General features: G+C 72.1%; 13 protein-coding genes. 4 read left to right on the plus strand and 9 right to left on the minus strand.

What is annotated here, in order from left to right; translation table 11 throughout:
- Nucleotides 1–13: 13 nt before the first annotated feature.
- Nucleotides 14–1,090 carry a cellulose binding domain-containing protein gene (locus H181DRAFT_RS17155; protein ID WP_045865341.1) on the minus strand — a complete coding sequence of 359 codons (1,077 nt, stop codon included), beginning with the start codon at nt 1,088–1,090 and terminating at the stop codon, nt 14–16.
- 480 nt (nt 1,091–1,570) lie between these two features.
- Between H181DRAFT_RS17155 and H181DRAFT_RS17160 the strand changes: the two genes are divergently transcribed.
- Complete coding sequence (locus H181DRAFT_RS17160; RefSeq protein WP_045865342.1) at nt 1,571–2,461, plus strand: endonuclease/exonuclease/phosphatase family protein; 891 nt, start codon at nt 1,571–1,573, stop codon at nt 2,459–2,461.
- A gap of 211 nt (nt 2,462–2,672) precedes the next feature.
- Here H181DRAFT_RS17160 and H181DRAFT_RS17165 read toward each other — a convergent pair whose 3' ends face one another.
- Nucleotides 2,673–3,470, minus strand: a complete 798-nt coding sequence (locus H181DRAFT_RS17165) for a maleylpyruvate isomerase family mycothiol-dependent enzyme (protein ID WP_045865442.1) — start codon at nt 3,468–3,470, stop codon at nt 2,673–2,675.
- Between the two features lie 221 nt (nt 3,471–3,691).
- Nucleotides 3,692–4,063 carry a DUF3140 domain-containing protein gene (locus H181DRAFT_RS17170; protein ID WP_045865343.1) on the minus strand — a complete coding sequence of 124 codons (372 nt, stop codon included), beginning with the start codon at nt 4,061–4,063 and terminating at the stop codon, nt 3,692–3,694.
- 161 nt (nt 4,064–4,224) lie between these two features.
- On the opposite strand from H181DRAFT_RS17170, the gene H181DRAFT_RS17175 reads away from it, so the two are divergent.
- The 3 genes from H181DRAFT_RS17175 to H181DRAFT_RS17185 all read left to right on the plus strand — a co-directional run bounded on the left by H181DRAFT_RS17175 (nt 4,225) and on the right by H181DRAFT_RS17185 (nt 5,831).
- Entirely contained in the window at nt 4,225–4,608 is a 384-nt protein-coding gene (locus H181DRAFT_RS17175; protein ID WP_045865344.1) for a PadR family transcriptional regulator, read from the plus strand.
- Nucleotides 4,595–5,200, plus strand: a complete 606-nt coding sequence (locus H181DRAFT_RS29970; RefSeq protein ID WP_052708620.1) for an HAAS signaling domain-containing protein — start codon at nt 4,595–4,597, stop codon at nt 5,198–5,200. The genes H181DRAFT_RS17175 and H181DRAFT_RS29970 overlap by 14 nt, the downstream gene beginning before the upstream one ends.
- A 232-nt stretch (nt 5,201–5,432) precedes the next feature.
- Nucleotides 5,433–5,831, plus strand: a complete 399-nt coding sequence (locus H181DRAFT_RS17185) for a hypothetical protein (protein WP_045865345.1) — start codon at nt 5,433–5,435, stop codon at nt 5,829–5,831.
- Between the two features lie 42 nt (nt 5,832–5,873).
- On the opposite strand, the gene H181DRAFT_RS17190 is transcribed toward H181DRAFT_RS17185, so the two are convergent.
- The 6 genes from H181DRAFT_RS17190 to H181DRAFT_RS17215 are packed head-to-tail and all read right to left on the minus strand — an operon-like array spanning nt 5,874 to nt 11,273.
- Nucleotides 5,874–7,124: a cytochrome P450 family protein gene (locus H181DRAFT_RS17190; RefSeq protein ID WP_045865346.1), complete on the minus strand. Its 1,251-nt coding sequence runs from the start codon at nt 7,122–7,124 to the stop codon at nt 5,874–5,876.
- Nucleotides 7,121–8,347, minus strand: coding sequence for a cytochrome P450 family protein (locus H181DRAFT_RS17195; RefSeq protein WP_107068787.1), 1,227 nt, complete (start codon nt 8,345–8,347; stop codon nt 7,121–7,123). The genes H181DRAFT_RS17190 and H181DRAFT_RS17195 overlap by 4 nt, the downstream gene beginning before the upstream one ends.
- Nucleotides 8,348–8,394: 47 nt before the next feature.
- On the minus strand, nt 8,395–9,003 hold the full coding sequence (locus tag H181DRAFT_RS17200) for a GTP-binding protein (RefSeq protein ID WP_045865347.1): 609 nt from the start codon (nt 9,001–9,003) through the stop codon (nt 8,395–8,397).
- Nucleotides 8,975–9,334, minus strand: coding sequence for a DUF742 domain-containing protein (locus H181DRAFT_RS17205; RefSeq protein WP_045865348.1), 360 nt, complete (start codon nt 9,332–9,334; stop codon nt 8,975–8,977). The genes H181DRAFT_RS17200 and H181DRAFT_RS17205 overlap by 29 nt, the downstream gene beginning before the upstream one ends.
- The gene (locus H181DRAFT_RS17210) at nt 9,331–9,735 is read right to left on the minus strand and encodes a roadblock/LC7 domain-containing protein (RefSeq protein ID WP_045865349.1); all 405 of its coding nucleotides are present in this window, start codon (nt 9,733–9,735) and stop codon (nt 9,331–9,333) included. Before H181DRAFT_RS17210 ends, H181DRAFT_RS17205 begins: the two co-directional genes overlap by 4 nt.
- Nucleotides 9,735–11,273 carry an ATP-binding protein gene (locus H181DRAFT_RS17215; protein WP_139131715.1) on the minus strand — a complete coding sequence of 513 codons (1,539 nt, stop codon included), beginning with the start codon at nt 11,271–11,273 and terminating at the stop codon, nt 9,735–9,737. The genes H181DRAFT_RS17210 and H181DRAFT_RS17215 overlap by 1 nt, the downstream gene beginning before the upstream one ends.
- Nucleotides 11,274–11,332 lie beyond the last annotated feature (59 nt).

The raw sequence follows: 11,332 nt of genomic DNA on the forward strand, positions 1-11,332 counted from the left end.
GACGCGGCCGGGGTCAGAGGACGCGGCAGGTCAGGCTCGGTGCGGGGCTCCCGCTGCCGGTGGCTTCGAACCCGAAGGTGACCTCGCCGGACGGGGCGATCGCCTGGTTCGTGCTGATCTTGCGTGCGGTGACCGCGTTGCCGGACTGCTCGATCTCGGCGTTCCAGGTCTTCGTGAACCGCTTGCCGTCCGGCCAGGTCCAGGAGACCTCCCAGTCGTGGGCGGGGCGACTCGTGGTGTTCGTGACCCGGACCGTGGCGGTGAAGTCCTCCCACTGGCTGTCCACGTGCCAGGACGCCTCGCAGCCGCTGCCTCCGCCCCCGCCCGGGGCCGGGGTCTGCGGGCCGGAGGGGGGCCTGTTCCCGTCCGCTCCGGTTCCCTCGTCCTTCGCGCCGTCCCCGGACTCGCTCTCCGCGGGGTCCGCCGCCTTCGGCGAGGAGGAGGCGGGGCCGGGCTTCTCGTCCTTCTCCTCCTTCTTCCCCGACGGTGCGTCCGTCTCGGGGGCCCGGCTCTGCGGGGCCGCGGGGAGCCGGGCCTCCGCCCGCGGTGCCGTGTCGCCGCTCTGCCCGAAGGGCCAGCCGCCCGCCTGGTACAGCACGGCCGCCAGTACGAGCAGCAGCACACCGGTGAGAGCGGCGCCCGTCAGTACCGGCCGCCGAGCGGCGATGGAGCGGCGGCCGGCGCCGCTTCCCCCCGCTTCGTCCTGGGCGTCGGCCTCGTCGAGGGCGTCGAAGGCGGAGGTGTTCGGGACGGCGGGCGGCTCGACCGTCTGCGCCGGGAGGTGGGCGTACGGACGGACGAGCGACGGGGCGGCAGCGTCCCCGGAGGCGTCGTCTGCGCCGTCCTCCCCCTGATCCGGCACGGCCGCCGGGCCGGGCCCTTCCGGGGAACCAGGTGCGGACGGCTGGGCGTTCTCCGGGCCGTCCGGGGCGTTCTCCGGGGCGGCTTCAGGCGCGGTTCCGGCTTCGGCCCCAGGTGCGGGTTCCGCTCCAGGTGCGGCTCCGGCCTCGGGTATGCCTTCCGCGGATGCCGCGTCCGCCTCCCCGGGCTGCCGGGCGGCGCCGTGTGACGCGGAGTCTTCGGTGCTCAACGGAACTCCCTCTGGCGACGTTCGGAGGAACCGGCGCGGACCGGATGCGGAGCGGGCCCACCGGGGAAAAGCAGGCTACCTTCGGGCACCGGTCACAGCACCAGGGCTGTGGCCGGGAAGGTTTGCCGGGAAGCTCGCGGCGTCCGGTGCGGTGCATCGCAAGGCGGAGGATCGTCCTCGTACCGGGTGTACTCGGGCGACTCCGACAACGCAGAGAGGTGCCGTGCCGGGCGTCGCGAGCCGGTGAACCTTCCCGGCCACAGCACCAGCTACTCGCGAGTGTCCGCCGACCTGGAATTCCGCCGCGGCACGGCGTGATCCGTCTCCCCGCGGGGCGGGCGTGGGCGGGGAGTCCAGCCCGTGGGCCACCGGGGAGTGCCACGGCGCACACGCCAAGAAGCCTGCGGGCGCGGGCAGTCGACCGTTACGGCAGTGCGTCGTGCCGTCCGTTGCTAGGTTGCTTCGGGCATCGAAATCGGCATGTGCATGGGCATCGGCATGGGCATCCGCATCGGCATCGAGGGGGAAGACATGGCGTCGGTCCGCAGGATCGCGTTGCCGGCCGTGGCTCTCGCCGCGCTGGGAGGTGCGCTGCTGTCCGGCACGGGCGCCGCGACGCCCGCCGCCGGCGAGGAGAAGGCAGCGGTCGCTCCGGTCGAGTTCGTCACGGCGAACGTGCCGTTCACTCTCTCCGCGAAGAAGGCACGCGCCCAGGTGAAGCACGTGCTGTCGGCCGATCCCGACGTCCTGGTGCTCCAGGAGGTACGCCACCGCGACGTGAAGGAGATCGTCGACGGGGTGAGCGGCAAGGGCACTTGGAAGGTCCTGCAACCCGAAGGCGCGAAGGGCGCCTCCGCCGTCGTCTGGAGGAAGGAGAGGTTCAGGCCTCTCGGGCAGGGGTCGCGCGTCGCGTTCCGCAGCAAGGCGTACGACCGCCACCTGCTGTGGGCGGCGCTCAAGGACGTCCGGACGGACCGCGTGTACACGGCTGTCGGGCTGCACTACCCGCCGGACGCGAGCAACGACCCGGCCATGCGGGACCTCTACATCACGATGAACGGCAACTACCGCAAGCTCGTCCGGGAGTTGCGCGGCAAGGGAAGGCACCCGATCGCGGGCGGCGACTGGAACCACCCCCTGGACGTGCGCCGCGAGCCGTGGAGCCCGGTCCCCGTCAACCGCGCCCTGGGGATGACGACCAACTGGCTGCAGGGCACGCCGTGTTCGAGCGGGACCAGTGCCCGGGGCGGACGGATCGACGGTTTCGCCTTCGACAAGTCCCGTACGGCGCTGCGGAGTCAGGGCTGCATGAAGCGGCTCCACTCGGACCACCGGCCCGTGCACATGACCGTGGTCTCCAAGGCGAAGTAGCGGGCGGGACAGGCAGGTTGAGGGGCGGCCCCGCCCGGCTTCCTCATTTTCTCGCACCGGCACTTCCGGGGTTCCGGCGTCCCGCATACGGGGTCCCGGCATAAAAGCCCCGGAAGACGAGTCCCGGCGTTCCGGCGTTCCGCATCCGCGTCTCGCAGTTCATGCGTTCCGGAATTCGGAGTCGGCGTCCTCGTTGCGGCGCCGCGGCGCCCTACTGGGTCGCGACGGCGACGCACCGGCGGAATTCGTCGACCGCCTCCTGGGCGCCTTCCACCGCCACGCCGCCCGGTTCGCCCTCGGCGTCGCGGTTCCACACCCAGCGCAGCAGCGCGGAAGGCGCGCCGCTGACCGTCACGTCCGCCGGGTCGTCCGCGCTTCCGCCGGAGCCGTCACCGCCGCTCGCGCCCGGTCCGCCCTCGACGGCGAAGAGGCCGGGGCCTGTCCGCACCCGCCAGGCGGCTCCGCTCGTGCGCAGGTGGTACGTACGGCCCGGTGAGCCGGACAGGATCGCGGTGAAGTACTCGCCCCACTCCTCGACCGCGTACGCGACGAAGATCCGCAGCAGCTCGTCGACTCCGTCGACGGCGAGGCCGTCCGGCGTCTCGCTGACGGGCCCGCCGGCGGCGAGTTCGGCGTCGATGCGGTGCACGGCCGTCTCGTGGGCCATCCGCCGGATCCAGAAGCCGACGGTCCGGTCGGGGGTGTACCAACTGCCCGCGGGGTCCCCGGGTCTGCGGGCGGCGAATTCGCCGGTGAGCTCCGCGTGAGCGCGGTCGAGGAGCGTCAGCGGCTCCTCTTCCGCGAGTTCGCGCGGCGGCCACGGCTCGGGTTCGACGCCCTCCCTCATGGCGAGGGCTTTGTGGAGGTACACCTCGCCCACGTGGCGCACCAGGTCGGACGCGGTCCAGCCGGGACAGGTCGGCACCGCGGCCGTCAGGTCACGGGACGCGGCGGCCTTCATGCGGGCGAAGTCGGCGTCGAGGCATTCGAGGAATCCGGGGTTCTCCATGCGGGGAGTGCAGCACATGCCCGTGACCACGTCAGCCCGATAATCCGCGCCTCCACCTGACTTCCCTTCCGACCGCCCGGGCCCTGCTTCCGGGCGCGAGGGCGTCGCTCGCCGGGGCGTGCGCGGTTGCCGCCCCCCGGGGCCCGCCCCTGCTGCTCGGCTTCCAGTCGGCTTCTCCCCGTCGTACGCGGCGTACGACGGTGACGCTCCCCGCCCGTGCGTCACCGGCGCCCCCGTGCACCCGCGTCCGCGCGCACGGGCTTCATCGGGTCGTGCCCCAGCGTCATCAGGCGATGCCGCCAGTTCGGCTGGCCCGGGGTGGGCTCCATGTCGGCGCCCCGCTCGGCGGTGACGGTGTCGACGACCTTGCGCATGACGCGGACGTCGTCGTCGTTGAGGTCGCCGCGGCGCTTGCCGAGGATCCTCAGCACGTGCCGCCCGTTCTCGGTTCCCGCCTGGTCGGGAAGCTCCTCGCTGTCCTGGCCGGCCGACCGGGTCCGCAGCCATTCCTCCAGCTCCCGGGACGACATGTTGACGACGGCGTGGAACTCCTCCCAGAGCTCGTCCCGCTCGTGTCCGTGGGTCTCCGCCATGAGCGCCTCCTTCCAGACTCCCCCGCCGGGACCCGGACCGGGTAGCCCGCGCACCGGAGCGGAAACAGCGGACGGAACGGAAACGGCCGGCCCGGGCCCCGCGCGCGCTCACCGGGACAGGGCGGTTGTCCGGCCGCCCGGACGTCACTAGCATGCAATGCATGGTACCTGGCAATGCAAGCAACGAGGCGGACGGCGGGCGCGTGGCCAGCCAGCTGCGGAAGGGGGTGCTGGAGTACTGCGTACTGGCCCTGCTGCGCGGACGGCCCCTCTGCGGCGTGGAGTTGGTGGAGCAGCTCTCCGCGGGTCACGTCATGGCGACCACTCAGGGCACCATCTACCCCCTGCTGTCGCGGCTGCGCCGGGACGCACTGGTCGACTCGCAGCTGCGGGAGTCGGCGGCCGGGCCCCCGCGCCGCTACTACTCCCTGACCGACGGCGGCCACGCCGCGCTCGAGGCATTCGCCACGTACTGGCCGGACTTCCGCGACACCGTCGACCACTTCCTCGCCGAACCCCTGGAGACCAGCGATGAGAATCCGTGAACACGCCCTGATACGCAGCTACTTGACGGCTGTCGAGCAGGAGGCCGCAGCGCTGCCCGACGGCCGCCGCGAGGAGCTGCTCGCCGATCTGACCGAGCACATCTCCGTCTCCCTGGCGGAGGCCGGGGACGAGAGCGACGAGACCGTGCGGCAGGTACTCGGCGAACTGGGCACGCCCCGCGCCATCGTCGAGTCCGCGGTGGCCGAGGACCCGGGCCCGGCCGTGGACCGCCTCCACGCCGGGAGCGACCTGCGGACGGGGCTGGTCCTGATACTGCTGCCGCTGTCGGGGTCGGTGGGGCCCCTACTGCACACCGTCGGCCTCGTCGCCGCCGTCGTGGGCGTCTCCCTGCTGTGGAGCTCGAAGCAGTGGGGCCTGCGCGACCGCGTCCTCGGCACCCTGATCCCGGTGTCGGCCCTGGTGGTGGGCTACGCACTGGAGATGTTCTTCGGCTACATGTCCTTCGACTTCGGCTACCCGCCGTTCGCCGTCACCGCTGTACTCGCCGCAGTGGTGCCCGTGCTGGGCAGCGTGCACCTGTTCCGAGCAGCCCGGCGCCGCAACGCCGCCCGGACGGCTCCGAGCGTGTGACGGCGGGCCCGCCCGCTCACAGCCGCGGTCGACGGGGTCCGACTCCAGGGCGAGGACGCCGAAGAACGCCTCATGGACGCGCCCCAGCGGCTCCCCGACGTCGACGCCCGGCCCGCCGCGCGCTCCAGGGCGGCGACGGCACCGGGGAGGGCGGCGCGTGCGGCGTGATATACCTGCCGACCGCCCGGTCGCAGGTCGCGGGAGACCGGCGGAGGACGAGCAGGGGGACGGGATGACGACGGCCCGACGGAACATGCGGGGAGGCCTCGCCGGCCTCGTCGGCCTGACCGCGGTCTCGGCGGTGTGCGTGACCGCGGCGCTCACGCAGGGGTCGGAGCAGACGATCGCGGTCTGCGAGGGCCGCGCGCAGCCGGAGGACCTCTACGTCCTCAGCGCCCCTGGCCTGATCGCCGCGGTGCTCGCGGTGGCTCTCTACTTCGTCCTCCGCAGGCGCGCGTCCGCCGGAAGCGGAACCGCTGAGGCCCCCGGCCGGGCCGGGCTCGTGACGGCGCTGCTCGCGGGCGTCGCCCTGCTGGGCGGCGCCCTCGCCGTCTGGGGCGACTACCACCGGACGGTCATGGCGGACCTTGCGGCACAGCCCAACACGCTGGTGACGTGCAGGATGGCCTGACCCCCGCCGCCGGCCGGGCCGGCCGCCCGCGCGTGGCGGGCGTCACGACTCCGGGCCGAGCCTCACGGGGAGCGTGGTGACGCTGTTGGAGAACATCGACGGCACCGGGGCGAGCGTCTCCGGGTCGGCGCCGAGGGACAGTCCGGGATAGCGGGCGAACAGCTTCGGCAGCGCGATGCCCGCTTCGAGACGGGCGAGGGGCGCGCCGAGGCAGGTGTGGGCACCGTGGCCGAAGGCGAGATGGCGCTCCTGTTCGCGGGTGACGTCGAAGCTGCCCGCGTCGGGCCCGTGCTGCGCGGTGTCCCTGCCGACTGCGCTGTAGGGAGCCATGATCGGTTCGCCCGCCGGGATGACGACGCCGCCGATCTCGATGTCCTCCGTCGGGTAGCGGAAGGGGAAGTTGCCGATGGGGGCGTCCCAGCGCAGCGTCTCCTCGACGACGGCGGGCCACAGGTCGTCCCGGCTCCGCACGAGGGCGAGCTGGCCGGGGTGGGTGAGCAGGGCGCGGACGGCGTTGACGATGAGGCTGAGGGTCGTCTCGTGCCCGGCGGAGAGCATCACGAGGAGGGTGCCGACGAGCTCCTCCTGGGTGAGGGCGTCCGGCTCGGCCTCCCGCGCCGTGACGAGCGCGCTGGTGAGGTCGTCGCCCCGCTCCCTGCCGCGCAGTTCGACGACGCGGGCGAGGAGCTGGTAGACGGCGATCTGGTTGGCGGCGACCTCTTCGGGGTCGAGGTCCGAGCGGAAGATCTTGTCGACCGCTTCGCGCAGTTCCGGGCGCTCGTACTCGGGGATGCCGAAGAGGTCGCTGATGACCTGCATCGGCACGGGGTACGCGAGGTGCCTGCGCAGGTCCACCGTCCCGTCGGACTCGGCGTGGGAGGGCAGTTCGTCCAGCAGGCGGTCGACGATCGCGGTGGTCCGCGGACGCAGTTCCTCGACGCGGCGCGCCGTGAAGGTCTGGCTGACGAGCTTGCGCAGCCGCCGGTGCTCCGCCCCGTCGGCGGTCACCATGTTGGTGACCTTGACCATGCCGATGAGCGGCCAGTCGTCGGGGATCTCGCCGCGCTGCATGGCGCCCCAGTTGTGCCAGTCCTTGGAGATGCGGGGGTCCATCACGAGCTGCGTGAGCAGGTCGTGGCGCGCGACGCTCCACGCCGTGACGTCTCCCGGCAGCTCGACGCGGACGACCGGCCCGCGCTCCCGCAGCCGTGCCGCTTCTCCGTGGTGGTCGCGCCCGTACGGGTCGAGGACGAGGTGCGGGACACCGGACGTGTGTGCCTGGTCGGCGGTCATGCGTGGTCTCCAACGGGTCGAAGGCGGTCGGACGCGGGGCTGCTGAAGTGCGGGACGACAGCGAACGAGACGGGCAGCTGGGCCGGGCAGCGGGTCCACGGCGAGGGGTTCCAGGTGACCTCGTCGGGGCTGATGGTCAGCCGCAGGCCGGGCAGCAGGTGCAGGGCGGTGTCCACGGCGGTCCGGGTGATGACGCGGGCAGTGTCCTGGGCGGGGCACATGTGCGGGCCCGCCGAATAGGCCATGTGGGCACGGTTGTTGGGCTGCTTCCTGCCGGGCGGGGCCAGCGTGTGGTCCGAGTTGGCCGCGGACAGGCCGAGGATGAGGACGTCGCCGTGCCTGATCGGCTGCCCGCCGAGGTCGATGTCGCGCAGGGCGTACCGGGCCGGCATGTGCGTCATGGGCGGCTCGCGCCACAGCACCTCGTCGAGGGCGTCGTCCACGCCGAGCCGGCCGCCGCGCAGCCGGTCGTCGAACGACGTGTCGGTGATCATCCGGTAGAGGGTGTGGGCGATCCAGCAGGTCGTGGTCTCGTTGCCGGCGGAGATCATCACCACCATCGACTGCAGGACCTCCGGGTCGTCCTGAAGGTTGGGGTGGTTCATCAGGGCGGTGGTGAGGTCGTCGGTGGGGTTCTTCTGCCGTTCCCGCAGCGTGTCGAAGAGGATCTGCTCGAAGCTGCGGTTGCCGACCTGCGAGTCGGTCTGGCTGCTGAACAGCGCGATGAGGGCGGCACGCAGCTCGTGCCCCTGGCTCATGTCGAGTCCGAAGAGGCTCGCGACGGCCAGCATCGGCACGTACGCCGCGTAGTTGGCGACGAGGTCGGCGTACCCCTGCTGCGAGAACGTTCCGATCAGCTCACGGCAGATGTACTGCACCTGCCTGCGCAGCGCCCGGTGGTTGATGCGGCCGATGCCGTCGTCGAGGGGCTGCCGCAGGCGACGGTGCTCCTGCTGGTCGGCTCCGATGACGTTGGGCCGGTAGCCCATCATCGGCAGCAGACCCGAATCGGGCGAGACGATCCCGTCGTTGAGGTCGCGCCAGTTGCGCGCGTCACGCGAGAAGAAGGCCTCGCGTTCGGTGATGACGCGCAGCTGCTCGACGCCCATCACCAGCCACGCCCGGACCCCGGGCTCCAGCTCCACGGGGGCGACGGGACCGTACTGCAGGCGCAGCTGGTCGTAGATGCGGTGCGGGTCGCTGGACTGGGTGATGTTGGTCAGGGATACGAGAGTCCGGGCCGGATGGGTGTCCAGCGTGCCTGGGGTGGTCAAGCGACCTTCTCCTGTGCCTTGAGACGGGCGGCGTACTCGACGAGGGCGAGCAGGGCCCGCGTCGACGACTCGTGGCTGCGGGCGTCCAGGTGGACCAGCGGAGTCTCGGGAAGCAGGTCCAGGGCGTCCCGCAGGTCCGCGTCTTCGTAGCGGACGGAATCGGGGAAGCAGTTGACGGCGACGGCGAACGGCAGCCCGCGCAGGTCGAGTTGGTCGAGGATGTCGAAGCTCTCCTCGATACGGCGGGTGTCGACGAGGACGAGCAGCCCGATCGCCCCGATGACGAGGCCCTCCCACAGGTCCCAGAAGCGCCGCTGGCCCGGAGCGCCGAACAGGTAGAGCACCATGCGGGAGTTGAGCGTGATGCGCCCGAAGTCCATCGCCACGGTGGTGGAGGTCTTCTCCGCCACGCCGGAGAGGTCGTCGACACCGCTGCTGGCCTGGGTGATCGTCTCCTCGGTGCGCAGCGGGTCGATCTCGCTGACGCTCCCGACGAGCGTGGTCTTGCCGACCCCGAACGCGCCGACGACGAGGATCTTCAGCGCCTGGTCGACCGTGGAGGCCAGATAGCGCGGTTCACGCGCTGAGTTGTCTGCGGAGTCCATCCAACACCTCTTGGAGTATGTGCACGTCGGGAAGGTGCGCCTGGGGAGCCGAGGACCGCGTCGTCACGTAGCCGGCGTCGATCAGGTCGCAGGCGAGGATCATCACCACGCTGACCGGCAGGGCCAGGTGGGCGGCGGCCTCCGCGACGGACAGCCGGTGCCTGCACAGACGCCACAGCATCTGCTCCTGCCGGGCGGCGGTGACGGGGAGTTCGGTCTTCCCGGCGCCGACGGCCTCCAGCAGCGTCTCCACCGCCAGGCGGCGGCGGGGGCGAGCGCGTCCATGTGTCAGGACGTAGGGCCGGACAGGTCCTCTTCCCGGCTCGGTCACGGTATTGACTGCCTCCTCGGCGGAGTGGCCTGATGCTCGCCGAACCGCTGCACCTGCAGCACCATCTGGGAGGCGATCACGCCGGGGTCGACCCTGCTGCTGGTGATCACCGCGAGCCTCGACCCGTCCCCCGCGGCCCGCAGGAAGAGGAAGCCGCCCTTCCACTCGATCATGTGCTGCTTGGTGCCCCCCTCGCCGAACCGGCCGGCGAGGCTCGTGCCGAGCGACTGCAGACCGGCGGCCGCGGCGGCGAGCGTGTCGGCGTCGTCGGCGCCGAGGCCGCTGGTCCGCGCCCTGACCAGGCCGTCGGCGCTGAGTACCACCGCATGCTGGACGCCGGGGACATCAGCCACGTCACTGAGCATCCAGGACTGGTCGTGCGCGGCTGCTTCCTGACTCATCAGTCGTTCTCTCCCATGGGCGGGTCGGATTCGTCGCCGGTGCGTCCCCCGAGCACGAAGGTGCTCATGAAGGAGGCTGCGGCGTCGGGGTCGTCTTCGGTGGCGGCGCCGTGCTCCTGCGGCCCGGCGACGGCGGCGGGACGCGTGTGCCGCGGCGAGCGGCGGCGGGGAAGCCCGGCCGCGGTTCCCTCCTCGACGGGCACGCGGCGCGGGAGTTCGCCGGCGCCCCCGGACGGCGCCGCCGCGGCCCGCTGCGCGACCTCCCGCCGCGGAGCGGGGTCCGGCACCGGGGCGGGCGCCGCGGCGTGTTCCTCTTCCGCCTCGGTCACCAGCGGTTCCGCCTCCCGCACCACTCCCTCGGGGAGCGGCATCGTGTCCACGGGGTCGATGGCTTCGAGCAGGTCCATCGGGACCAGTACGACGGCGCGGATGCCTCCGTACGGCGAACGGCCCAGGCTCACGCGGAGCTTCAGCCGGCGTGCGATGTTGCCGACGACGGCGAGTCCGACCTGCGGCGTCTGCAGGTCGCGCAGGGTGATGTCGCGTTCTCCGGCGACGAGTTCGAGGGCCCGCTGGAGCCGGGCCTCCGTCATGCCCGTCCCGCGGTCGTCGATCTGGATGACCGCTCCGGAGGGCACCGCCTCCAGCGTCGCGGTCACCTCCTTCGTGCTGGGGCTGTACATCGTCGCGTTGCCGAGCAGCTCCGCCACGAGGTGGATCAGCCACTCGGCTGCGAAGTCCCGTACGCCCAGGTCGGGTTCGCCGCCGATGACCACGCGCCGGTAGTCGGTGATCTGGCCGCCGGCGGCGCGTACGACATCCGTGAGGGGGACGGTCTGCTGCCACTGCTGGCCGGTCCACGAACCGCCGAGGATGCGCAGGCTCTGGGCATGGTGGGCGAACGTCGTCGCCAAGTGGTCGATCTCCATGCCGAGTTCGGGCAGCCCGGGCTCCGGCCTGCCCATGAGGGCGCTCGTCCTCTCCTGGATCTGCAGACCGCCCGCCTGGAGACGCTGGGCCAGGAAGACGACGGCGTGCTCGCAGGCGTCCTGGACGTCCACCAGTTCCTCGTCGACCTCTTCGAGCGCACGGCCGAGCAGCTCGGCGGTCTGCGGGCTCAGCCTCGGCAGCGCGACCTCGGGCCTGCGCCGCTCCGTCAGCACGGTGCGCAGGTCGTGGCACCAGATCTCCACCGACTCGTGGAACGCCTCGAGCTGGCTCTGCCTCCACGACTGCCACTGCTCGTTCATGTGGGCCCGCTCGCTGCCGAGCCGGGATTCGGCGGCGCGGCGTATCTGCTCGGCCTGCGCCTCGGCCCCCGCGGCGCGGTCCACGTCTTCGCGGTGCCTGCGCCACAGGTGCGGCAGGCAGACCAGCAGCCCGAGCGTGGCCACGGTTCCGCCGGCCATCACCGCGGGGGAGCGCGCCCACCAGCAGGCGATCTGCGCGGCGAACGCCGCCCCCGCGAATACCAGCGCAATGGGCCACACGTTCCGCTTGCTGGGCCCTGGTCGCTCGGCGATTGATTGGGTACTCAAATTTGACCGCAGCTTTCACTTATCGACGACGCGGTATGACGGGCTGACGCCGCGTCAGT

The organism is Streptomyces sp. WMMB 714, assembly GCF_900090125.1.
Classification (GTDB): domain Bacteria; phylum Actinomycetota; class Actinomycetes; order Streptomycetales; family Streptomycetaceae; genus Streptomyces; species Streptomyces daqingensis.